This is a genomic window from Paraburkholderia graminis C4D1M, assembly GCF_000172415.1.
In the GTDB taxonomy this organism is placed as follows: domain Bacteria; phylum Pseudomonadota; class Gammaproteobacteria; order Burkholderiales; family Burkholderiaceae; genus Paraburkholderia; species Paraburkholderia graminis.
This window is the reverse complement of sequence record NZ_ABLD01000017.1, coordinates 115561-136990: the sequence shown is the minus strand read 5'-3', so window position 1 is coordinate 136990 and position 21430 is coordinate 115561. Positions and strand designations below refer to the sequence as shown.

Sequence of the window (21430 nt, the reverse complement as noted above, 5' to 3'; positions counted from 1 at the left end):
TCGCAGCGATTGTGCCGCTCGCTTTCGCAGCGCTTTTCGTTCTCACCGGCTCAGCCAGTCCGGTGGAATCGCTTACTTACCTCGCGATGTTGCACGCGCGGTGTCGGTTGCCAGCGTCGCCTGCGTCGGCGCGCTCAACGACGCTGCCACTACTACGCGCCTCAAAAAACGCGCGGCCGGCAAAGCCGGCCTGCGCGCTCGACAGCGCTCCCGCCAATCAGCGCGGACGGTAACCGTACACGTCGCCGTCGCGCGTTTGCACGACGAGCGTCTCGCCGGCCAGCACGGGTGCCGCGCTAATCGCGCTACCGTCGGTCTTCATGCGTGCGACGAGCGTTCCGTCCTCGCGCGACAGGAAGTGCACGTAGCCCTGATAGTCGCCCAGCACCGCAGCGCGGCCAAGGATAAACGGCACGCCGAGTTCGCGGTTCTTGAGCTTGTCGTTCTTCCACAGCGGCGCGCCGGTGGTGACGTCGAACGCGGACACGACGGACCAGTCGTCCGGCGCGACGACCGCGCGATCGTCCTGCGCGAGACCGCTCGCGCTCGAAAACGCCTTTTCCCACAGCGCGCGGCCCGAGTTCGCATCGAAACAGCCAATCTGACCTTGGAACGTCACCGCGCAGGTTTCCGAACCGACCAGCGTGGGCGGGCCGGTCACGTCGTTGATGCGCTCCACTTCCGTCACGCCCTTCGGATAGGACACCGGCGTTTGCCAGTAAGTCTCACCCGTTTGCAGATTGATCGCCGAGAACGAGCCGCCCGGGAAACCGGCCAGCACGGCCGCGTCGCCCGCGAACGTCATGCCCGACGACACGCGCAGGTTCAGCGGCACGGCGCGATTGCGGTAGTTCCACTTCTGCTCGCCGGTTTGCGCATTGAACGCGACGATCTGGCCGTCGACCGTACGCACGACCACGAGACCGTTGCCGACGAGCGGCGGCGAGATGATTTCGCCGGGCGCCTTGGCCGTCCACAATTGCTTGCCGTCTGTGCCGAGCACATAGACGTCGCCCTTCAGACCGCCGACGGCCGTCAGCGTGCCGTCGCTGCCGACACCCGCGGAGATGTCGTCGTGCAGCTTGACTCGCCAGATGTCCTTGCCGGTTTGCGCGTCGATCTTCGCAACGGAGCCGTTCGCGCCGGCCGCGTACACGGCGTCGCCGATCGCAACCGGCGAGAACAGATAACGGCCTGCCTTGCCGACGCTCGTCTTCCAGGCTTGCTGTACGTCGAGCACGGGTTTGAACTCGGTGAGCGGCGTCGGCACGCGGCGCTCGTCTTTCGTGGATGAGCATGCCGCGAGAGCGAGGACGGTCATCGCACAGACAACGGGCACAGCGTAACGTTTCAGCAGATTCATCGGTGGACGAAGCATTCAGGAAATAGGTTAAAGAAAGGCCGGTTGATCTTGGCGCGCGACATTGCGCGCGCTGCTTAGCCGCCCAGCGCGTCCAGCTTGAACTGGATCAATTGGCGCTCCGAACTGTCGTTCTTCGGCAGCGATTCGAGCGCGAGCTTGTAGGCCGCGCGCGCGTCGTCACGCTTGCCCTGGGCGGCGAGCAGATCGCCGCGGCCGTTGGCCACGATGCCCTTGAACGCGTCGGATTGCGGTTCGGCGAGCAACGCGAGACCCTGGTCGTAAGCCTTTTCGTCGAGCAGCAGCGAAGCGAGGCGCAGCCTGGCGATCTGCTTGAACTCGTCGTCCTTCGCGTGATCGATGGTCCATTGCAATTGCGCTTTCGCGCCGGCCTCGTCGCCGGCTGCGTACAGCGCCTTCGCGGCGCCAAGCGCCGTCATTTGCGCGTACGCGGTGCGGCTGAACTTGTCTTCCATGTCGGCGGCGACGCGGCTGATCTTCGCCTTATCGCCCGATGCCACCGCCTGCTGTACCTGGTCGTACAGCACGGCGGCTTCCGCGGCCTGACGCCGCTGCCAGAAATTCCAGCCGTTCCAGCCGGCTGCGGCGACCAGCGCCACCAGCACGATCCACGTGGTTGCATTGCCCCACTGCGCCCACCATGCCTTCAGACCTTCAATCGATTCTTGTTCGTCGTGGTAACTCATTGCCCGGCGATTTCCTCTTTCTTGCTACGTGTGCGTGTCGAGTCTGATCGGTCACAAAACCGGCTCGACGACATCGCGATCAGTCGTCGCCGTCTTCGGCGGTTGCAACCATCGCATTGATTAGAAATTCGGTCAAGTCTTCGGCGGGCACGTTATGTTGCTCGTTTTTACCGCCGTTAGCATTTGTATCTCGCAGCGGTTTGACCCCGACCGTACCGTTCGCGATCTCGTCTTCGCCGAGCACCACGGCGAACGCGGCGCCGCTTGCGTCGGCGCGTTTCATCTGCGATTTGAAGCTCGCCGATTGACCGTCGGCGCTGCAATGCAGGATCACGTCGAGACCGGTGTCGCGCAGCCGCTCGGCAATGATGAAGGCCTGCTCGCGCGCCGCATCGCCCTGGTGGACCACGTACACGTCGCAACCTTCGTCTTCGGGCACGAGCTGTTCTTCTTTCAGCAGCTCGAGAATCCGCTCGATGCCCATCGCCCAGCCGCATGCAGCCGTAGCCTTACCGCCGAGTTGCTCGATCAGCGGATCGTAACGGCCGCCCGCGGCGACCGTGCCTTGCGCGCCGAGCTTGTCCGTCACCCATTCGAACACGGTCAGATTGTAGTAATCGAGACCGCGCACGAGACGCGGATTGATCGTGAACGGAATGTTGTTCGCTTTGAGAATGCGCTGCAAACCTTCGAAGTGCGCGCGCGATTCCTCGCCGAGAAAGTCGATCAGCTTCGGCGCGTTCTGAGCGACTTCCTGGAGCGCCGGGTTCTTCGTATCGAGCACGCGCAGCGGGTTCGTGTAGAGACGCCGCTTTGCATCTTCGTCCAGCACGTCCATATGCTTTTCGAGGTACGCGATCAGTTCGACGCGATGCGCCGCGCGTTCTTCCGCGAGACCGAGCGAATTGATTTCGAGCTTGATGCCCATGAGGCCCAGGTCGTCCCACAGACGCTGGCACATCATGATGATTTCAGCGTCGGCGTCGGGGCCGGCAAAGCCGAGCGCTTCCACGCCGACCTGATGAAACTGCCGATACGGCGCGCTGCGGACGCTCGTGACCGAACATCGAGCCGATGTACCACAGACGCTTCGGCCCGTCGTACAGCATGTTGTGCTCGATCGCCGCACGCACCACCGCCGCCGTATTTTCCGGGCGCATCGTCAGATTTTCACCGTTCAACGCGTCGGTGAAGCTGTACATTTCTTTCTCGACGATGTCCGTCACTTCGCCGATACCGCGCGTAAACAGCTGTGTATGTTCGACGATAGGCGTACGAATATTCTGGTATCCATACGAACGCAGCATCGACTTGACGGTCGTTTCGAAAAATTCCCACAGCCCGGCTTCCTGCGGAAGGATGTCGTTCATGCCCTTCACGCCGGACAGCTTCTCGAGCTTTTTCTTCTGTTCAGTCATCTGTATGCGATAGCCGATGTTTAGTTGAGCGCCTCGGCGCGGCCATAGCGGCGCTCGACGTAGTCACTCACGATTTGCTGGAATTCTTGCGCGATGTTCTCGCCGCGCAGCGTCTTGACCTTCTCGCCGTCGATAAACACGGGCGCGGCCGGGTTCTCGCCCGAGCCCGGCAGGCTGATGCCGATGTTCGCCTGCTTCGACTCGCCCGGACCGTTGACGATGCAGCCCATCACCGCGACGTGCATTTTTTCGACGCCAGGATACTGGTCGCGCCAGACCGGCATTTGCGTACGCAGATAGGTCTGGATTTGCGACGCCAGTTCCTGGAACAGCGTGCTGGTCGTGCGTCCACAGCCGGGGCAAGCAATGACCATCGGCGTGAACGAGCGCAGACCCATGGTCTGCAAAATTTCCTGGCCGACGATCACTTCGCCGGTACGCGGCGCGCCCGGTTCAGGCGTGAGCGAAATGCGGATCGTGTCGCCGATGCCCTGCTGCAGCAGCACCGACAACGCCGCCGTCGACGCGACGATGCCCTTCGAGCCCATGCCCGCTTCCGTCAGACCGAGATGCAGCGCGAAATCGCAACGGCGCGCGAGCTCGCGGTACACCGCGATCAGGTCCTGCACGCCGCTCACCTTGCACGACAGAATGATCTGGTTGCGCGAGAGACCGAGTTTGACCGCCCGCTCCGCCGAGCCGATCGCCGACTGGATCAGCGCTTCGTACATCACGCTTTGCGCTTCCCACGGCGTGGAACGCGCGGCGTTTTCGTCCATCATCTTCGCGAGCAGGTCCTGGTCGAGACTGCCCCAGTTCACGCCGATGCGCACCGGCTTGTCGTACTTCACCGCCGCTTCGATCATCTGCGCGAATTGCGTGTCGCGCTTCGCGCCGTGACCGACATTGCCGGGGTTGATGCGGTACTTCGACAACGCCTCCGCACACGCCGGATAGTCGCGCAGCAGCAGGTGGCCGTTGTAATGAAAATCGCCGACGAGCGGCACCGACACGCCCATGCGGTCGAGTTGCTCGCGCACCGCCGGCACCGCCGCGGCCGCCTCCGGCGTGTTGACCGTGATCCGCACCAGTTCCGAACCGGCTTGCGCGAGTTCCTTGATCTGGATAGCGGTGCCGATGGCGTCGGCGGTGTCCGTGTTTGTCATCGACTGGACACGCACCGGCGCGTCGCCGCCGATGGTGACGAGCTGGCCGCCCCAACGGACGTCGACCGCATGGGACTTGCGCCGCGGCGCCTGTCCGCCGAACACCGGCTCGTTTGACACGATCTTGCTACTGGATTGGGATTGAGCTTCGGATTGCATCGAAAAACCCATTTACGCCGCAGTCGCCGCAAAAATGCAGCGCCTGAATTGAAAAAGCGCCGCGGTCCGGTTGGCCGCGGCGCACACCGTCTGTATCAAGGCAGCGCGAAGCGCGCCACGTTGCCTTTCGCCGCCGCATATTTCGACGGATCGACCGGCTGGCCGTCGAGCGTAATCGACTCGAGACCCGCCTTGTTGCCGACCGTAACCTTCAAGGGCGCTTCGCCCGTCACTTCTTTTGTGTCGCCTGCACGCACGAGGCCGGAGAAGACTTCTTTACCGTCCTTGCCGCGCACGCTGAACCAGCTATCCTGCGTGACGCGCAGCGCAACGATGGCCGAACCTGCCCGCGGCGCTGCAACTGCCGCCGATGCGCCCGCGACCACCGCCGGCGCGCTCGCCACAGGAGCGGCGGGCGCAGCCGTGACGGGCGGAGCCGAAGCCGGCGCCGTGCCGGCAGCGAGCGGAGCGGGCATCGGTGTAGCCGACGACGCGCCTTGCGCCGCAGCGTCCGTCTCGGGCGCCGCCTCCTGAGCGGCTGCCTCCGAGCCGGCCGCCGGGCCTTGCGCGACAGCACCGGATGCACCAGTGGCGCCACCCGCGCCGCCGTTCGCGCTTGCTTTCAAGCGCGCGAGCCAAGCCGTGGAATCGCCGCCATTGGTATGCCACATGGCGAGCGCGATAACCGCGACGATCACCGCCGCGACGCCCCACAGCCACGACCGGCTTCTTTGCGCGCCCCCGCCGAGCGACAGCGACACGCGGCCGCGCGGCAAATCCTTGCCCGATGAAGCCGGCATCGACAGATCCGGCGCAGGCACGCCCTTCTCGCGACGCAAAGCCTGCGTAAACGGCGTGGGATCGGCGCCGAGCATCTTCGCATAGCTGCGCACGACGCCGAGCGCAAACGTGGTGTCCGGCAAATGACTGATGTCGCCCGCTTCGAGCGCGCGCAATTTGGCGGGCGCCACCTTGAGGCGGGCAGAAACGTCTTCGATCGACCAGTTCTTCGATTCGCGCAGTTGCGTCAAGCGCGCGCCAACCGCCGCCAGCGAGTCCAGGCCCGGCTGCCCCACAGGCTGCACCACCGCCCGTGCGACAGATGCCGGGCGGCCTTCGTTCGTGTCTGTGTCCTGCGGCTGCGGGTGCTGCGGCTCACTCATCCCAAATCCTTTCGCGTCGATTCTTTTTTCACTGTGCGACCGGACCGGTCCAAACCTCATGTCCGAATCGCAGACCGTTTATAACAAAATGCGCGGCCTCTTGTGCCGCTTCCGATCGATTCTGCAAACTTTCTTTTCAATTGCCGGGGCGTGAAGCGTTTTTGCGCATTCTCCGGCGCTTGCGCCGAATCTTCGCAGCCCCCCGCCCCTTCCTGCTAGACGGCGCGAACCTCGATGATCTTCGCTGCCTTCCCGGTGCGCTCAGCGAGACGCGTGCGGTCTTTCACCGCACCCGCCAACTGACCGCAGGCAGCGTCGATATCATCGCCGCGTGTTTTGCGCACGGTGGTGACGACGCCTGCGTCCATCAACACCTGTGCAAACCGCTTGATCTGTTCCGACTTCGAGCGCACGAGGCCCGATTCGGGGAACGGATTGAACGGAATCAGATTGAACTTGCACGGGACGTCGCGTGTGAGCGCGAGCAGCTCGCGCGCTTGCGCTTCGCTGTCGTTCACGCCGTCCAGCATGCAATATTCGAAGGTAATGAAATCGCGCGGCGCGACTTTCAGATAGCGCTGGCAAGCCGCCATCAATTCGCGCAGCGGGTATTTTTTGTTGAGCGGCACCAGCATGTCGCGCAGCGGATCGCTCGGCGCATGCAGCGATACCGCCAGCGCAACGGGCAAATCGGCGCCCAGCCGGTCCATCATGGGTACGACGCCCGAGGTCGACAGCGTGACGCGCCGGCGCGACAGGCCGTAGGCGTTGTCGTCGAGCATCAGGCGCATGGCGGGCACAACCGCGTCGTAGTTCAGGAGCGGCTCGGCCATGCCCATCATCACGACGTTCGTGACGACGCGCTCGCCCTTGCCTTCGCCGCCCACGGCGCGGCCGCCGGCCGCGCCGAGCGACGCGCGCAGCGCGAACTCGGCCATGCGCAACTGGCCGATGATTTCACCGGTGGTGAGATTGCGCGAGAAACCTTGCTTGCCGGTCGAGCAGAAACGGCAGTTCACCGCGCACCCCGCCTGCGACGACACGCAGAGCGTGCCGCGCGTTTCTTCCGGGATGAAAACGGTTTCGACCGCGTTGCTGTTGCCGACCTCGATCAGCCACTTGCGTGTGCCGTCGGTAGAAATATGGTCGCTGACGATGCCCGGCATCGAGATCGTGGCGCGCCCCTTGAGCTTTTCGCGCAAGGACTTCGCCAGATCGGTCATGCCGTCGAAGTCCGCAGCGTTGTACTGGTGGATCCAGCGCTGCAATTGTTTGGCGCGAAACGGCTTCTCGCCCAGGCTGTCGCAGTAAGCGACGAGCCCTTGGGCGTCGAGGTCGAGAAGGTTGACGGTGGAACTGCTCGTCATATCGATTCCTGCCATTTCAGTGCGAGACTGGTTCATGCAACAAGCTGCATGAACGCAAAACCGTTCGCGCCCATCCTGCTGCTTTTACCTTACTACTTTGCCCGGCGATTGGTGTGAATAAACGCATTGACTGCACCGGCCGCCGGGGCAATTCAGCATTAGCGCGAGTACACGTTCACTTGCGGGAAGAAGAACGCGATTTCAACTGCAGCCGTTTCAGCCGCGTCCGAACCATGCACTGCGTTCGCGTCGATGCTGTCGGCGAAGTCGGCGCGGATCGTGCCCTTTTCGGCCTTCTTCGGGTCCGTTGCACCCATCAGGTCGCGGTGCTTCAGGACGGCGTTTTCGCCTTCCAGCACTTGGACGACCACCGGGCCGGAGATCATGAATTCAACCAGGTCCTTGAAGAACGGGCGTGCGGCGTGCACAGCGTAGAACTTCTCAGCGTCGGCGCGCGACAGATGGACCATGCGCGAAGCCACGATCTTCAGGCCGGCGTTTTCGAAACGGCTGTAGATCTGGCCGATCACGTTCTTGGCCACTGCGTCCGGCTTGATAATGGACAGGGTGCGTTCGATCGCCATAAAAACTCCAAAAAATTAAGAGGTTACAGATTCAAATGAATCCGCTATTGTAGCATGTTCCCATGTATGATTGCGATTGAACCCTTACAGCATTGAAAGACTCCAAGCAGGAGTTTGTGAATGCTGGTAGCGTAGGCCGTGTAGGACTTTCAACGCACTTTTCGCAGCGTGAACGCATTGAAACTCCGGGCCATCGCACCGATCTTATGATCGGGTAGTTTGCGGCGGGCGGCGAACAGCGTCCGGCGCGGCGGCATATGGCAACAACGGGCACCACCGGGCAAGAACGCTGGACAATCCGCTGACAACATCACGCAACACGCTTCTGACGTAAGGAGAGACCATGAACGATCATCCGTATAGCTTTGGCCGCACTGGCGCGGTCAGCACGGTCGAAACGCGTAACCGGGTGCTACGAAACACCTACTGGCTGCTGGCGCTGTCCATGATTCCGACAGTGCTCGGCGCGTGGGTGGGTCTCGCCACCGGTTTTTCGCTGTTCGCCGCCACCAGTCCCGCCATGAGCCTGCTGGCGTTCTTCGCGATCGCCTTCGGCTTCATGTTCGCGATCGAGAAAACAAAAAATAGCTCCGCGGGCGTGTTCGTGCTGCTGGGCTTCACGTTCTTCATGGGCCTGATGCTGTCGCGCATTCTGGGCTTCGTGCTGGGCTTCTCCAACGGCCCGTCGCTGATCATGCTCGCCTTTGGTGGCACTGGTGTGATCTTCGCGTCCATGGCGACCATCGCGACCGTGAGCAAGCGCGACTTCTCCGGTCTCGGCAAGTGGCTCTTCATGGGCGTGATCGTGCTGCTGCTGGCGTCGGTCGCGAACGTGTTCCTGCACCTGCCGGCGCTGATGCTCACGGTGTCCGTCATGGCGATCGTGATCTTCTCGGCGTACATGCTGTTCGACGTGCAGCGCGTCGTGAACGGCGGCGAGACGAACTACATCACCGCGGCGCTCGCGATCTATCTCGACCTGTACAACGTGTTCGTGAACCTGCTGGCGCTGCTCGGCATTTTCGGCGGCAACCGCAACTAAGGTTTCACACCTCGCACCTCGGCGGCGCTCAACGCGCCGGCCTGATGGAAATCGTGAAAAGCCCATAACGAGCGATCGTTATGGGCTTTTTTTACGCGTGCGATGACGATGCGCCCCGGCGACAAACCGCCGCGGCCCCGGACCTACTCGCGCATCACAAGCTGAGCCACTCGAATCCATCCGCCTGCGACGCGACCACCACCTCGGTCGCCGCGGCGCCGAGCACGCTCGCCATCGCGGCCTGCGCGAGTTCCGGCAGATTGTTCTGCTGACTCAAATGCGCGGCGACCAGATGGCGCAGACGCGAGCGATCGAGCGAAGCCAGAATTTCGGCCGCCGCGTCGTTGTTCAAATGCCCGTGATTGCCGCCGATCCGCGCCTTCAGCGATTGCGGATAGCGGCTGCCGGCCAGCATGCGTACGTCATGATTGCATTCGAGCACCAGCGCGTCGCAGCCGCTCAACACAGTGCTGATATGAGGCGTGGACGTGCCGACGTCAGTCAGCACGCCAAGACGGCTCGCGCCATTCGAGAACACGTATTGCAACGGCTCGCGGGCGTCGTGAGGAACGGTGTAGGGAAGAACGCTCAGGTCGCCGATCGCCACGGCCTCGTCGCCCCACAGCACTTGCAGATCGACGTCCGCTTCGTCGGCACCGACCGCGCGGGCGGTGCCCCAGCTCATGTAGAGCGGAATGGACCACTTGCGCGCCAGCGTCAACGCGCTGCCAATGTGGTCGCTGTGTTCGTGCGTGATTAGAACAGCGTCGAGCGCTTCGGCGCTCGAACCGAGCCGGTTCAGGCGCCGCTCGACTTCTTTCGCCGAGAAGCCGCAATCGAGCAGCACGCGCGTGGTGGTTACGCCGCTTTGCGCCTCCACCAGCAACGCGTTGCCTTCACTGCCGCTGCCAAGACTTGCGAACCGCACGGCCTGTTCAGTTCAGCTGCGCGTGCAGGAGCGTCACGAGGCGCTGCGCGTCGGACGAATTGTCGATCTGCCCGTTCGTGTCCAGCACCGCGACCTGCGTCACGGCGTCACCCTTCGGGCGCACGTTGACGAGGAACTGCTGGCCAGGCTTCTTCGTCGAAGTGCCGCTGTAAAACAGCTTGCCGAGCAGCCCTTCCTTCTTCAGTTCCTGCATCGAATCGGCGTAGCGCACGTAGTAGATGCCCTTCTCGCGATCGCGGTTGTCGACCGTGAAATTGGTGCGGTCGAGCGCCAGGCCCACGCGCAGCCACGCACGGTCAAACGATTCCTGCAGGTCGAGCGTCGACGCACCCGCGCTCTTGTCAAGCGTGGCGGGCGCCGTGGCCGGACGCGCTTCCGTCAGCAATTGCTTCGACTGCTTTTCGGTGAGACCGAATTTCTGCATCAGCTTGGTCAGGAACAGCGCTTCGAGCGCCGGGTCGCGCGGACGCTCTTCCCAACGCGACGACGTCTTGTCCTGCCCCGTCAGCACTTCTTCCATCGCGCTATGCGTGACGGAAATATCCGTGGTCTCGGAAGGACCGCGCGACACGAGCGTACGGAAACTGTCCCGCGTGCCCGACGAATACGCGAAGTCGATCACTTTGCCCACCGTGCGGCGGAACCAGTCGTCCGGAATGTTGGCGCGGTTTTCCGCCCAGTCGGTCACCATGATGCCGGTAGCCGGCGCGTCGGTCTTCAGTGCGAAGCCGTTTTCCTGCCAGAACTCCTGCAGCTGCGGCCACAATTGTTCCGGCGAGCGGCCGTTGACCACCAGCCAGCGACGGTCGCCGTCGCGCTCGATGTGCATGCCGTACGGGTCTTGCGCGGTCGGCTGGCCTTCGGTCGAATTGCCGGCCGCCGTCACCGCGCGCTTGGTCGCGCCGCCCAACGCCAGATTGGCCGGCGGTGCAACGTAACGCTGATCAGTGCCGGTGGTGGTCAGGTCGCCGGGAATGGCGAGCGGCGGCGCACTGCCCGCGGCCTTGTAATTCACACGATCGGAAGCGAACCAGTCGTTCAGGGTGTCACAGCCGGCGAGCGTCACCAGGGCAAGCGTCAGCGCCGCCATGCGGGTTGCGTGGAGGGAAAGTGCGGAACGTTTCATGAGGTCCTTCGTGATGCTGGAACGCGGTGCCTGGTTCTGGGTGCCGGGAACGTGGGCTGGATCGACGTCGGTTAAGGAAATGCCGGTGGCTGGGCGAGCGCTGACGGGTATGACAGGCCGCCCGGTTAGCCGAGCAGGCCCGCTTCGCGCAACGCGCCGCGCACCACTTCGTGGTATTGCGCGTCGAGCGGCGTGAGCGGCAGGCGGATGCCGCCCTGCACACGACCCAACTGCTGCAGTGCCCATTTCGCCGGAATCGGATTCGATTCGATGAACAGGTTCTTATGCAGCGACAAGAGCTTCAGATGAATTTCGCGCGCGGTCTTCGCGTCCGCCGCAAGCGCGGCCTTGCACAGCTCGCTCATGGCGCGCGGCGCGACGTTGGCCGTCACCGAGATATTGCCGTGGCCGCCGAGCAGCATCAACGCGATGGCGGTCGGATCGTCGCCGCTGTAAATGCCGAAATGCGCCGGCGCCGACTTGATCAGATGCGCGGCGCGATCGATATTGCCGGTCGCTTCCTTCACACCGATGATGCCCGGCACCTGCGCGCAACGCAGAATGGTCTCGTTGCTCATGTCCGCGACCGTGCGGCCCGGCACGTTGTACAGGATCACCGGCAGATCGACCGTTTCGGCGATCTTCACGAAGTGACGGTAGATGCCTTCCTGCGTCGGCTTGTTGTAGTACGGCACGACCTGCAGCGTCGCGTTTGCGCCGACTTCCTTCGCCTCGCGCGTGAGCTCGATGGCTTCAGTCGTGGAATTGCCGCCCGAGCCCGCGATCACCGGAATCCGGCCCGCCGTGTGCTCGACCGCGGTCTTGACCATCAGCACGTGTTCCTCGACGGAAAGCGTAGCCGATTCGCCGCTCGTACCGACCACCACGAGCGCATTCGTGCCCTCGGCGATATGCCAGTCGATCAGTTTGCGAAACGCCGGCAGGTCGAGGCTGCCGTCTTCGAGCATCGGGGTGATGATGGCAGGAATGCTGCCGCGAATCTGAACGCCGTCGTTGCCGGCGGTGTTGCCCGAGTGTGTGCCGTTAGTCATGAAACGCCATGAATTTGATCAGGTAAACCGCGATTGTAGCGGATTAGCCAGCCAACTCGTAACAAGGCGGGGGCGCCGCCTGCGCGGGGTTGTCTGAGCGGTCCGCCTCGAGAATGGCGCAGATGCGCTGGACGTAAGCCGGGCGTGGCTGCGCGAGAAAACCGTCCTGAAACGCGACCACCCGCAAGTGCCCGCGCACGACCTCGAGCAGCTCGCCTGGCGCGAGCAGGAACGCGGGGTTAGAGGGCTTGCCGACCGTTTCGTTTCCTTGCGCGAAGGTCTCGTGAACCAGTACGCCGCCGGGCGCGAGCGACGAAATCAGTTGGCCGAAAAGCGGCCGATGCAGATAGTTGGTGACGACGACCGCCGCGAACTTCTCGTCCGTGCGCAACGGCCACGGAGCGCCTTCGATGTCGGCGACAATCCGCGTGATGAGCGGTTCGTCGGCGAGCGCGTCGAGCGCGGCCGCGTCGCGGTCGATCGCGGTGACGGGATGCCCCAGCGACGCAAAGAAGCGCGCATGCCGCCCCGCACCCGAAGCGACGTCGAGCACCGCGCCGCCCGCCGCGACCAGATGCGCCCAATGACGCACCCAGCGCGACGGCTCGCCCAATCCATGCATGGCTGCGGCCGGCGTGCTCATGACGTGCGCGCCGCTCGTCAGTTGTACGACAGACCCATCGCCTCGCGCACGTCGCGCATCGTTTCCGTGGCGAAGCGGCGCGCCTTGTCGCAGCCGTCGGCGACGATCGCGCGCAACAGCGACGGGTCGTCCATGTACTTCTGCGCGCGCTCGAGCATCGGCTGCTGCTCGCGCAAGATGCCTTCGATCACCGGCTGCTTGCATTCGAGACAGCCAATACCCGCCGACCGGCAGCCCTTCTGGACCCACTGGTGCGTGGTTTCGTCCGTGTAGACCTGGTGCAACTGCCACACCGGGCACTTGTCCGGATCGCCCGGATCGGTGCGGCGCACGCGGGCCGGATCGGTCGGCATGGTGCGCACTTTCTTCGTGATGGTCTCGGCATCTTCGCGCAGACCGATCGTGTTGCCGTACGACTTCGACATCTTCTGGCCGTCGAGACCCGGCATGCGCGACGCTTCCGTGAGCATGGCCTGCGGCTCGACCAGAATAATCTTGCGCGAGCCTTCGAGATAGCCGAACAGGCGCTCGCGGTCGCTCATCGACAGGCTTTGCGATTCCTGCAACATCGCGCGAGCCTGCTCGAGCGCCTCGTCGTCGCCTTCCTGCTGATAGGCGTTGCGCAGTTCGTGATACAGCTTCGCGCGCTTGCCGCCGAGCTTCTTCGCGGCTTCGTTCGCCTTGTCCTCGAAATCCGCCTCGCGGCCGTACAGATAGTTAAAACGCCGCGCGATTTCACGCGTCATTTCGACGTGCGGCACCTGGTCTTCGCCGACCGGCACGAGCGACGCGCGATACAGCAGAATGTCCGCCGCCATCAGCACCGGATAGCCGAGGAAGCCGTACGTGGACAGATCCTTGTCCTTCAGCTTTTCCTGCTGCTCCTTGTAGGTCGGCACGCGTTCGAGCCAGCCCAGCGGCGTGCTCATGCCGAGCAGCAGCGATAGCTCCGCATGCTCGGGCACGCGGCTCTGGATGAACAGCGTGGCCTGCGCCGGGTCGATACCGGAGGCGAGCCAGTCGATCAGCACCTCCCAGACGTTTTTCTCGATGACCTCGGGCGTTTCGTAGTGGGTCGTCAGCGCGTGCCAGTCGACGACAGCGAAGAAGCACGGGTATTCGGACTGCAGCCGCACCCAGTTTTTCAGCACGCCGTGATAGTGGCCGAGGTGCAGCGACCCGGTGGGCCGCATGCCGGAGAAGATACGGTCTGGGAACATGATTATTTAGAAAAGCGAAACAAGTGGAGTCAGGATTGCGGTGATGCCGCTGTAGCCGAGCGCGACGAGCGGGCTCAACCAGTAGCGCGTCAGCGTGCCCGTCATGACCAGCGCCATGACGATAAAAAAGCCATACGGTTCGAGGCGCGACAGCGCGATGGCCTGGCGCGGCGGCAACAGCGCCATCAGCACGCGGCCGCCGTCGAGCGGCGGCAGCGGGAACAGATTCAGCACGCCGAGCACCAGATTCACGCCGACGCCCGCGCCCGCCATGCGCGTGAAGAACGGTTCGTCGACGGCCATCACGGCGAGCGCCACGCCGAACAGGCCCCAGATGAGCGCCTGGACGAAGTTGCATCCCGGCCCGGCGGCCGCGACCCACAGGCTGCCCCAACGCGGATTGCGCAGATTGCCGAACGCGACCGGCACCGGCTTCGCATAGCCGAACATGAACGCGCCGCTCGTGGCGAAGTACAGCAGCAACGGAATGGCGATCGTGCCGAGCGGGTCGATGTGCCGCATCGGATTGATCGAAACGCGGCCGAGCACGTAGGCCGTATTGTCGCCGAGCCAGCGCGCGACGTAACCATGCGCGGCCTCGTGCAGCGTGATGGCGAAGATCACCGGCAACGCGTAGACCGCGATGGTTTGTATCAGGGAAGAATCCATAACTCGCTATTGTAACAATGCGATTGCGTGCGTCTGTCCGCTTTCGCTCATGCCGTCTCTTCGAGACCGAATGGCGCGAGAGAACCGCGCCCTGCCCGCACCAGCACCGGCTCGTCGCCGGTCAGATCGATCACCGTGGACGGCTCGCACACGCAAGCCCCGCCGTCGATCACGAGATCCAGTTGTTTTTCGAGCCGCGCGCGAATTTCCTCGGGCTCGTTGAGCGGCGCCGTTTCGCCCGGCAGAATCAGCGTCGAGCCGAGCAGCGGCTGGCCAAGTTCGCCGAGAATCGCGAGCGTGATCGCATGGTCCGGCACGCGCAAGCCGATCGTCTTGCGCGACGGATGCGAGAGCCGCCGCGGCACTTCTTTCGTGGCCTGAAGCACGAACACATAAGGCCCCGGCGTCACCGATTTGATCAGCCGGTACTGACGGTTGTCCACCATCGCGAAGTTCGCGAGTTCCGACAGGTCGCGCACCAGCAGCGACAGCAACTGCTTCTCGTCGAGGCCGCGAATCCGGCGCAGGCGCTCCACGGCGTCCTTGTCGTCGAGATGGCACGCGAGCGCGTAGCTCGAGTCGGTCGGCAAGGCGACCACGCCGCCGTCGTTGATGATCTGCACGGCCTGCTTCACGAGGCGCGGCTGCGGGTTATCGGGATGAAGCCGGAAGTATTGGGACATGGCGGCTAACGATGGCGACGGAGAGACAACGGTTTATAGCGCGGCTCAAGGCAAAACGACCGTGGACCGTGCGAAGCAAACGCGGACTTGACGAGCGGGAACGCGAGCGCGCCAGACCCCTGGCTCGCACACGACGTGCCGCGTCGGCACGGCGCGCGTTCACAGCCAGCGTTCCCAGACGGGCTTGAGATCGGAAGGAAGCGGCGGCAGCGTGCCCAGTTCGACACGCCCCTCGCCCGGCGCATGAAAATCCGACCCGCGCGACGCCTCGAACCCGAAGCGGCGCGCGACGTCGGCGTATTCGCGGTATTGATCGGGCGTGTGGCTGCCCGTGACGACTTCGATTGCCTTGCCGCCGAGGTCGATGAACTCGGCGAAAAACGCGTCGAATTCAGTCGGCGAGTACGCGTAACGGCCCGGATGGGCAACGATTGCCTCGCCGCCGGCCGCCTTGATCCAGCCGACCGCGTCGGCCAGTTTCGACCAGCGGTGCGCCACATAGCCGGGTTTGCCGTCGCCGAGATAGCGGTTGAATACGTCTTGCGTGGACGCGGCGTAGCCGCTTTCGACGAGGAAGCGCGCGAAATGCGTACGCGAAATCATGTCCGGGTTCGACACGTACTTGAGCGCGCCTTGATACGCGTCGGGAATGCCGAGCGTGGCCAGTTGCTCGCCGATCGCCTCGGCGCGCGCCGCGCGGCCGTTGCGCGTGCGCGCGAGGCCGTCGATCAGCACCGAGCTGGTCGGGTCGATGCCGAGCCCGACGATATGAACGGTACGCGCCGCCCACGTCACCGAAATTTCGACGCCGCTCAGATAGTCCATGCCGAGTTCCGCGGCGGCTTCACGCGCTTCCTGCTGGCCGCCGAGTTCGTCGTGATCGGTCAGCGCCCACAAGGTCACGCCCCCCGCATGCGCACGGCGCGCGACATCGGCCGGCGCGAACTGGCCGTCGGAAACGGTGGAGTGACAGTGGAGGTCGGCGTTCATCATCGTCTGGAGAAGGTTTGCAGCCATTTTACTGCAACGCAGTAAGTGGACGCAGAGCAAATCTCGTAGGCGATTGCTCCGGCGGCTTCGCTGCGACGCTCGCGCCGGTGCTGTGCCGCCCTTCCCGGCGCTACGCGCAGAATCCCTCGATCAGCGCCGCCACCTGTTCGGGCTGGTCGTGGTGCACCATGTGCCCCGCTTCGTCGATGAACTTCTCGCGCCAGTCTGCAAATGCCTGGAAACGCGCCTTGAATTCGTCGAGCGGAATCTCGCCGGCCAGTGTCGCGAGCGTCGGCGAATTGGCGGCTTCGACATGCAGCACTTTCGCGCTCACCTTGCGCCAGACGGCCATGACCTCGTCGAGCCGGTACAGCGTCGGGCCGCGCAGTTTGTGCGCCGGGTCGGCGAGCAGCATGAAACACCCTTCGCCGTCGGGCCTCGACCAGTGCTTCGCGAGGAACTCCGCGCGGGCCGGGGCGAGCCGCGGATTCGTCTTGATGAGGCGCCCGGCGACCTCGTCAAGCGATGCGTAGCGCTTGAGTTGCGGCGGATCGCGCGACTCGTCGAGCCAGTTCTGCAGACGCTTCGGGGCTTGCGCCGGGTGCGCGGGCGCGAGTCCGAAGCCTTCCAGATCGACCACCCGCCGCACGCGCTCGGGGCGCGCGCCCGCATACAGGCAGACGACGTTCGCGCCAAGGCTATGCCCGACGAGATTCACCTGGCCGGTCGGCGCGTAGTGGTCGAGCAGCGCGTCGAGATCGGCGAGGTAATCGTGGAACCAGTAGTGGCCGCCGCCGCTTTGCGCCACCGGCCAGTCGGACAGGCCAAAGCCGCGCATATCCGGCGCGATGACCTGCCAGTCGCCGCCGAGCGCATCCACGACGAACTGGAACGACGCGGCTACGTCCATCCAGCCGTGCAGCATGAACAGCATCGGCGCGTCGGGATGGCCCCAGCGCCGCACATGCAGACGGATGCCTCGGACGGCGACGAACTCGGAGCGGGAAGTATTCATGGTCGGATGCCCGCCAAAAAAGAATGATCGTTCGATTATAACGAGATAGGCGCCCGAGTCGTGGACTAACCCAGTCGCGTGGAGACGCCCTACTTTTGCGGATCGTCCACGTCGAGGCCCGCCAGCGCCGCCAGTTCGGCGAGTTCCGCGTCGTCGAAACCTGCATCGCGGCGCGCCTCGAAATTGAACGGACCACGCAATTTCGGCGCGTGATACTGGTCGGCGAGGCGCGTGTAGGTCGTGTGCGGGTCCAGCCCGCCTTCGTCGCACAAATGACGAAACCAGCGATTGCCGATCAGCACGTGGCCGATTTCGTCGCGCAGAATCACGTCGAGAATCGACGCCGAAGCGTCGTCTCCCGCCTGCTTCAGACGCGCGCGGATCGGCGGCGACGCATCGAGGCCGCGTGCTTCGAGCGTGCGCGGCACGAGCGCCATGCGCACGAGCACGTCGCCACGGGTGCGCTCGCACATGTCCCACAGGCCGTCGTGCGCGGGAAAGTCGCCGTACGCATGGCCGTAGTCCGCGAGCCGCGCGGACAGTAGCGAGAAGTGGTACGCCTCTTCGGCGGCGACTTTCAGCCAGTCGGTGTAGAAAGCGGCGGGCATGCCGGCGAAGCGCCACACGGCGTCGAGCGCCAGGTTGATCGCGTTGAATTCGATGTGGGCGAGCGCGTGCAGCAATACCGAGCGACCTTGAGGCGATTGCATGCTGCGCCGCCCGAGCTTGCGCGGCTCGACGAGTTCCGGACGCGCGGGCCGGCCGGGCAATTCCGGCGGTTCGTCGAGTGTGATATTGGCGGTACACGGCAGGCTGCCGTCGAGCACCGCTGCGTAGAGCGCGCGCGCGGCGTTTGCCTTGGTCGCCGGATCGGGTTCGCGCAGCGCGGCAAGGGCCGTTGTGCGTGCGCAAAGCGCGTCGTCGCCCATGTTAGACGCGGACTGAACGGACGAAGCGGACGAAGCGGCGGACATCATGGCAGCGTGATCGGTAGAGGGAAGTGAGAGCGACGGAGGTCGACGGACGTTTAAGGGCAGCGCGCGCCTGTCGCGGGCAAACAGCGAACGGAGCTGGCGTCGGTCGGGTCACAAGCGCAGTGGCTACCGCCGCTTGCAGGTCTGACGGCATGGCCGCACTGGCCGCTTCTGTCCGCACGCTGCAACACCATGCAACGGCAACCCGCCAGACCCACCAACCGCGTCCACCACCCCGCATATCGCACGAAGCGGCCGAACCACACAACCGTTTACAATACTCGATTCGACGCTCGCGAGCGCCCAAAGCGCCTCCAGCAGCCAACGAAGAGCCGTCAAACCCGACACGCCGCGAGCCGTCCGCACGCCCGGCGACCGATCCGACCGATCCACGAGGAGACAACGTGACCATTTACAAGCTTGGCGACGCCGCACCGAACATCCACGAAAGCGTGTTCGTCGCGGATTCCGCGACCATCATCGGGAACGTGACGCTGGAGGAAAATTCGAGCGTCTGGTTCGGCGCGACGCTGCGCGGCGACAACGAGCCGATCACGCTCGGCGCGGGCAGCAACATCCAGGAAAACGCGGTGCTGCACACGGATCCGGGCTTTCCGCTGACCATCGAGGCCAACGTGACAATCGGCCATCAGGTCATGCTGCACGGCTGCACGATCAAGGAAGGCGCGCTGATCGGAATTCAGGCGGTGGTCTTGAATGGCGCGGTAATCGGCCGCAACTGTCTGGTCGGAGCGGGCGCCATCGTGACCGAAGGCAAAGTGTTTCCCGACAATTCGCTGATTCTCGGCGCGCCCGCGAAAGTGGTGCGCGAACTGACCGACGCGGACATCGCCAACATGCAGCGCGGCACGGCAAGTTACGCCGAGCGCCGCGAGTATTTCAAGGCGCAACTCGTGCGTATCGGCTAACCGGCCGGGCGCGCGGCGCGCACGGCGTGTGCAGGGCATCTCGCCGTGCCGCGCCATTCGACAGAGGAAAAGTTGTGAGCGACCAGTTGCAAAAATTCATGTTCAGCGCGGCGCCGGTGCGCGGCGAAATCGTTTCGCTGCGCAATACATGGCAGGAAGTGCTGACGCGCCGCCAGTATCCGGCGCCCGTGCGGACGATTCTCGGCGAGATGATGGCCGCGTGCGCGCTGCTGTCCGCGAATCTGAAGTTCGACGGCACGCTGATCATGCAGATTTTCGGCGACGGCCCGGTCAAGATGCTGGTGGTTCAATGCAGCTCCGACCTGTCGATGCGCGCCACCGCCAAGCTTTCCGGCGACGAAGACAGCGTGATCGGCGAGACGACGTCGATGATCGAATTGCTCAACGCAAGCGGTCACGGCCGCTGCGTGATCACGCTCGATCCGCGCGACAAGAAGCCGGGGCAGCAGCCGTATCAGAGCATCGTGCCGCTGTCGGGCGAAAACGGGCCGCTCGAGTCGATGGCCGAAGTGCTCGAACACTACATGCATCACTCCGAGCAGCTCGACACACGCCTGTGGCTCGCGGCCAATTCGGAGCGCGCGGTCGGCATGCTGCTGCAAAAGCTTCCCGGCGACGGCGGCATCGTCCCGCATCCCGGCGAACTGGACGCGGATACATGGGAGCGCGTCTGCACGCTCGGCGGCACGCTGTCGCAAGACGAACTGCTGAAGGAAGAACCCGAGACGGTGTTCCGGCGCCTCTTCTGGCAGGAGAACGTCCAGCATTTCGAGCCGGCCAGCGCCCGTTTCGAATGCACCTGCTCGCGCGAAAAAGTTGGTTCGATGCTGAAGATGCTGGGTCGCGACGAAGTTGACGGCGTGATCGCCGAGCGCGGCCACGTCGAGATTCATTGCGAGTTCTGCAATCAGCGGTACGAGTTCGACCCCGTCGACGTGGCGCAACTTTTTTTCGCCAATGCACTCTCACAAGGTGTGACGCCGGCTGCTGAACAACGGCATTGAAGCGGTCGGCGGGTGGGCGCTTTGCGGGTTCGTTTAATGTCCGCAGAGCGTCCGCTTAGTGTCTGCTCAATGTCCGCTTAGACTGCGCTGATGTATCGACCGATCGAGATTCAACATGAGCATTCCCACTTCATTGCCGCGTCCCGCGCGCAGGCTCGCCGTGTTGACGGCGCTCGCCGGTCTCACTGCATTGACCGGTTGCATGATGGACCCGCCGGGTCCCTCGCCCATTTATAGCCGGCTGCCCGCCGACCAGTCGGGCATGGCCAGCACCGCACAACCGCTGACGCCGGCCGAGCGCGAGCGTTACGACGCAATCGACCGGCAGGTCATGGCCGAGCAGAACCAGGCCATCGCCGCCGAAAACGCCGCGCAAGCGTGGTCGCGTTATTACAGCCCGCGTGTGCCCGTCAGCGTGTACGGCAGCTACTACGGCGGTGGATGGGGACACGGCTGGGGCACCGGCGTCGGCATCGGCTATGGGTCGTACTGGGGCTGGTGATCCAGTGGCAGGTGCAATGCCGCAGAGCCGTCGTTCCGGTCGCCGAATGTGCGGCGCAAAATGCAAAAAGGCGCGGTCCACAGACCGCGCCTTTTTTGTCTACGTCGTTTCCCGCACCTGACCTTACGCACGCTTCGCGCGACTGAATCACCATCACGCCACAATCGACGCCCCACTCAGTGCGCCGGCTTCTTCTCTTTCGCCGCCTTGCTGCCGTGCTTACGCTCGGGCTTCGCGCGCGACTCCGGATTCGGCACCACATGCAGCGGCGCGGCCGACACCTCGCCGCGTGTCGACGCACTAGTCGACGGCGCGTTCGCCGTCGGCAACGGCGCATTCGGCGACACGAACTGCACGAACACTTCGCCGTCCTTGACCATGCCCATCTCGTAGCGGGCGCGCTCTTCGACGGCAGCCGTGCCGTTCTGCAGATCCTGCACCTCGCCTTGAATACGCTCGTTGCGCAGCTTCGCGTCGGCGTTCTTTTGTATCTGCTGCGCGAGCTGTTGCTGCAGTTCGTGGACGCGCAACCACCCGCCGTGGCCCCACCACAGCGGGTACTGGATCAACGCCAGCAGAACGATCAGTACAGCAGTGACGAGCCGCATGAAGTAAGCACAATAAATACGCGCCGCCCTGCGCTTTACGCAGGGCGGCGAGGTCAATCAGACACGAGGAAGAACCGGC

General features: G+C 64.0%; 21 protein-coding genes and 1 pseudogene. 4 read left to right on the top strand and 18 right to left on the bottom strand.

Going from position 1 to position 21430, the window contains the following annotated elements:
• Window positions 1–217: 217 nt before the first annotated feature.
• The 7 genes and pseudogenes from bamB to ndk all read right to left on the bottom strand — a co-directional run bounded on the left by bamB (window position 218) and on the right by ndk (window position 7924).
• A complete protein-coding gene (bamB, locus tag BGRAMDRAFT_RS23355; protein ID WP_006051313.1) occupies window positions 218–1363 on the bottom strand; it encodes an outer membrane protein assembly factor BamB in 1146 nt (381 codons plus the stop codon).
• Between the two features lie 74 nt (window positions 1364–1437).
• Window positions 1438–2067: a YfgM family protein gene (locus BGRAMDRAFT_RS23350; RefSeq protein WP_006051312.1), complete on the bottom strand. Its 630-nt coding sequence runs from the start codon at window positions 2065–2067 to the stop codon at window positions 1438–1440.
• 79 nt (window positions 2068–2146) lie between these two features.
• A pseudogene (gene hisS, locus BGRAMDRAFT_RS23345) lies at window positions 2147–3485 on the bottom strand (histidine--tRNA ligase).
• A gap of 20 nt (window positions 3486–3505) precedes the next feature.
• Window positions 3506–4822 (bottom strand): flavodoxin-dependent (E)-4-hydroxy-3-methylbut-2-enyl-diphosphate synthase, encoded by a 1317-nt coding sequence (gene ispG / locus BGRAMDRAFT_RS23340; protein ID WP_006051309.1) that lies wholly within the window; start codon window positions 4820–4822, stop codon window positions 3506–3508.
• Window positions 4823–4905: 83 nt separating this feature from the next.
• Window positions 4906–5973, bottom strand: a complete 1068-nt coding sequence (locus BGRAMDRAFT_RS23335; protein ID WP_006051308.1) for a helix-turn-helix domain-containing protein — start codon at window positions 5971–5973, stop codon at window positions 4906–4908.
• Between the two features lie 215 nt (window positions 5974–6188).
• Window positions 6189–7340 carry a dual-specificity RNA methyltransferase RlmN gene (gene rlmN / locus BGRAMDRAFT_RS23330; protein WP_006051307.1) on the bottom strand — a complete coding sequence of 384 codons (1152 nt, stop codon included), beginning with the start codon at window positions 7338–7340 and terminating at the stop codon, window positions 6189–6191.
• Window positions 7341–7498: 158 nt separating this feature from the next.
• Window positions 7499–7924: a nucleoside-diphosphate kinase gene (gene ndk / locus BGRAMDRAFT_RS23325; RefSeq protein ID WP_006051306.1), complete on the bottom strand. Its 426-nt coding sequence runs from the start codon at window positions 7922–7924 to the stop codon at window positions 7499–7501.
• 343 nt (window positions 7925–8267) lie between these two features.
• On the opposite strand from ndk, the gene BGRAMDRAFT_RS23320 reads away from it, so the two are divergent.
• Window positions 8268–8966 (top strand): Bax inhibitor-1/YccA family protein, encoded by a 699-nt coding sequence (locus BGRAMDRAFT_RS23320; RefSeq protein ID WP_006051305.1) that lies wholly within the window; start codon window positions 8268–8270, stop codon window positions 8964–8966.
• A gap of 154 nt (window positions 8967–9120) precedes the next feature.
• Here the strand turns inward: BGRAMDRAFT_RS23320 and BGRAMDRAFT_RS23315 are convergent, their stop codons facing one another.
• From BGRAMDRAFT_RS23315 to BGRAMDRAFT_RS23270, 10 genes are all read right to left on the bottom strand, one after another.
• Window positions 9121–9894 (bottom strand): MBL fold metallo-hydrolase, encoded by a 774-nt coding sequence (locus BGRAMDRAFT_RS23315; RefSeq protein WP_006051304.1) that lies wholly within the window; start codon window positions 9892–9894, stop codon window positions 9121–9123.
• 7 nt (window positions 9895–9901) lie between these two features.
• Window positions 9902–11041, bottom strand: coding sequence for an outer membrane protein assembly factor BamC (gene bamC, locus BGRAMDRAFT_RS23310; RefSeq protein WP_006051303.1), 1140 nt, complete (start codon window positions 11039–11041; stop codon window positions 9902–9904).
• A 125-nt stretch (window positions 11042–11166) separates the two neighbouring features.
• The gene (gene dapA / locus BGRAMDRAFT_RS23305; RefSeq protein ID WP_006051302.1) at window positions 11167–12093 is read right to left on the bottom strand and encodes a 4-hydroxy-tetrahydrodipicolinate synthase; all 927 of its coding nucleotides are present in this window, start codon (window positions 12091–12093) and stop codon (window positions 11167–11169) included.
• 43 nt (window positions 12094–12136) lie between these two features.
• Window positions 12137–12736 carry a class I SAM-dependent methyltransferase gene (locus BGRAMDRAFT_RS23300; protein WP_006051301.1) on the bottom strand — a complete coding sequence of 200 codons (600 nt, stop codon included), beginning with the start codon at window positions 12734–12736 and terminating at the stop codon, window positions 12137–12139.
• A 17-nt stretch (window positions 12737–12753) separates the two neighbouring features.
• A complete protein-coding gene (locus BGRAMDRAFT_RS23295; protein WP_006051300.1) occupies window positions 12754–13956 on the bottom strand; it encodes a tryptophan--tRNA ligase in 1203 nt (400 codons plus the stop codon).
• A gap of 6 nt (window positions 13957–13962) precedes the next feature.
• Entirely contained in the window at window positions 13963–14625 is a 663-nt protein-coding gene (locus tag BGRAMDRAFT_RS23290; protein ID WP_006051299.1) for a site-2 protease family protein, read from the bottom strand.
• Window positions 14626–14672: 47 nt separating this feature from the next.
• Entirely contained in the window at window positions 14673–15308 is a 636-nt protein-coding gene (locus BGRAMDRAFT_RS23285; protein WP_006051298.1) for an L-threonylcarbamoyladenylate synthase, read from the bottom strand.
• A 159-nt stretch (window positions 15309–15467) separates the two neighbouring features.
• Window positions 15468–16298, bottom strand: a complete 831-nt coding sequence (locus tag BGRAMDRAFT_RS23280) for a 3',5'-nucleoside bisphosphate phosphatase (protein ID WP_044021762.1) — start codon at window positions 16296–16298, stop codon at window positions 15468–15470.
• A 130-nt stretch (window positions 16299–16428) separates the two neighbouring features.
• Window positions 16429–17313 (bottom strand): alpha/beta fold hydrolase, encoded by an 885-nt coding sequence (locus BGRAMDRAFT_RS23275; RefSeq protein WP_006051296.1) that lies wholly within the window; start codon window positions 17311–17313, stop codon window positions 16429–16431.
• Between the two features lie 89 nt (window positions 17314–17402).
• Window positions 17403–18242 (bottom strand): ferritin-like domain-containing protein, encoded by an 840-nt coding sequence (locus BGRAMDRAFT_RS23270; protein WP_006051295.1) that lies wholly within the window; start codon window positions 18240–18242, stop codon window positions 17403–17405.
• A 449-nt stretch (window positions 18243–18691) separates the two neighbouring features.
• Between BGRAMDRAFT_RS23270 and BGRAMDRAFT_RS23265 the strand changes: the two genes are divergently transcribed.
• From BGRAMDRAFT_RS23265 to BGRAMDRAFT_RS23255, 3 genes are all read left to right on the top strand, one after another.
• Window positions 18692–19216, top strand: a complete 525-nt coding sequence (locus BGRAMDRAFT_RS23265) for a gamma carbonic anhydrase family protein (RefSeq protein WP_006051294.1) — start codon at window positions 18692–18694, stop codon at window positions 19214–19216.
• A 74-nt stretch (window positions 19217–19290) separates the two neighbouring features.
• On the top strand, window positions 19291–20241 hold the full coding sequence (gene hslO / locus BGRAMDRAFT_RS23260; RefSeq protein ID WP_006051293.1) for an Hsp33 family molecular chaperone HslO: 951 nt from the start codon (window positions 19291–19293) through the stop codon (window positions 20239–20241).
• 115 nt (window positions 20242–20356) lie between these two features.
• Entirely contained in the window at window positions 20357–20743 is a 387-nt protein-coding gene (locus BGRAMDRAFT_RS23255) for a hypothetical protein (protein ID WP_006051292.1), read from the top strand.
• A 176-nt stretch (window positions 20744–20919) separates the two neighbouring features.
• Here the strand turns inward: BGRAMDRAFT_RS23255 and ftsB are convergent, their stop codons facing one another.
• The gene (ftsB, locus tag BGRAMDRAFT_RS23250) at window positions 20920–21351 is read right to left on the bottom strand and encodes a cell division protein FtsB (RefSeq protein ID WP_006051291.1); all 432 of its coding nucleotides are present in this window, start codon (window positions 21349–21351) and stop codon (window positions 20920–20922) included.
• Window positions 21352–21430: the final 79 nt, after the last annotated feature.

What these genes read in the sequence shown, in the direction of transcription:
- bamB (WP_006051313.1), bottom strand. Translation starts at nt 1,363, where the DNA reads ATGAATCTGCTGAAACGTTACGCTGTGCCCGTTGTCTGTGCGATGACC.
- BGRAMDRAFT_RS23350 (WP_006051312.1), bottom strand. Translation starts at nt 2,067, where the DNA reads ATGAGTTACCACGACGAACAAGAATCGATTGAAGGTCTGAAGGCATGG.
- ispG (WP_006051309.1), bottom strand. Translation starts at nt 4,822, where the DNA reads ATGGGTTTTTCGATGCAATCCGAAGCTCAATCCCAATCCAGTAGCAAG.
- BGRAMDRAFT_RS23335 (WP_006051308.1), bottom strand. Translation starts at nt 5,973, where the DNA reads ATGAGTGAGCCGCAGCACCCGCAGCCGCAGGACACAGACACGAACGAA.
- rlmN (WP_006051307.1), bottom strand. Translation starts at nt 7,340, where the DNA reads ATGACGAGCAGTTCCACCGTCAACCTTCTCGACCTCGACGCCCAAGGG.
- ndk (WP_006051306.1), bottom strand. Translation starts at nt 7,924, where the DNA reads ATGGCGATCGAACGCACCCTGTCCATTATCAAGCCGGACGCAGTGGCC.
- BGRAMDRAFT_RS23320 (WP_006051305.1), top strand. Translation starts at nt 8,268, where the DNA reads ATGAACGATCATCCGTATAGCTTTGGCCGCACTGGCGCGGTCAGCACG.
- bamC (WP_006051303.1), bottom strand. Translation starts at nt 11,041, where the DNA reads ATGAAACGTTCCGCACTTTCCCTCCACGCAACCCGCATGGCGGCGCTG.
- dapA (WP_006051302.1), bottom strand. Translation starts at nt 12,093, where the DNA reads ATGACTAACGGCACACACTCGGGCAACACCGCCGGCAACGACGGCGTT.
- BGRAMDRAFT_RS23300 (WP_006051301.1), bottom strand. Translation starts at nt 12,736, where the DNA reads ATGAGCACGCCGGCCGCAGCCATGCATGGATTGGGCGAGCCGTCGCGC.
- BGRAMDRAFT_RS23295 (WP_006051300.1), bottom strand. Translation starts at nt 13,956, where the DNA reads ATGTTCCCAGACCGTATCTTCTCCGGCATGCGGCCCACCGGGTCGCTG.
- BGRAMDRAFT_RS23290 (WP_006051299.1), bottom strand. Translation starts at nt 14,625, where the DNA reads ATGGATTCTTCCCTGATACAAACCATCGCGGTCTACGCGTTGCCGGTG.
- BGRAMDRAFT_RS23285 (WP_006051298.1), bottom strand. Translation starts at nt 15,308, where the DNA reads ATGTCCCAATACTTCCGGCTTCATCCCGATAACCCGCAGCCGCGCCTC.
- BGRAMDRAFT_RS23280 (WP_044021762.1), bottom strand. Translation starts at nt 16,298, where the DNA reads ATGAACGCCGACCTCCACTGTCACTCCACCGTTTCCGACGGCCAGTTC.
- BGRAMDRAFT_RS23275 (WP_006051296.1), bottom strand. Translation starts at nt 17,313, where the DNA reads ATGAATACTTCCCGCTCCGAGTTCGTCGCCGTCCGAGGCATCCGTCTG.
- BGRAMDRAFT_RS23270 (WP_006051295.1), bottom strand. Translation starts at nt 18,242, where the DNA reads ATGGGCGACGACGCGCTTTGCGCACGCACAACGGCCCTTGCCGCGCTG.
- BGRAMDRAFT_RS23255 (WP_006051292.1), top strand. Translation starts at nt 20,357, where the DNA reads ATGAGCATTCCCACTTCATTGCCGCGTCCCGCGCGCAGGCTCGCCGTG.
- ftsB (WP_006051291.1), bottom strand. Translation starts at nt 21,351, where the DNA reads ATGCGGCTCGTCACTGCTGTACTGATCGTTCTGCTGGCGTTGATCCAG.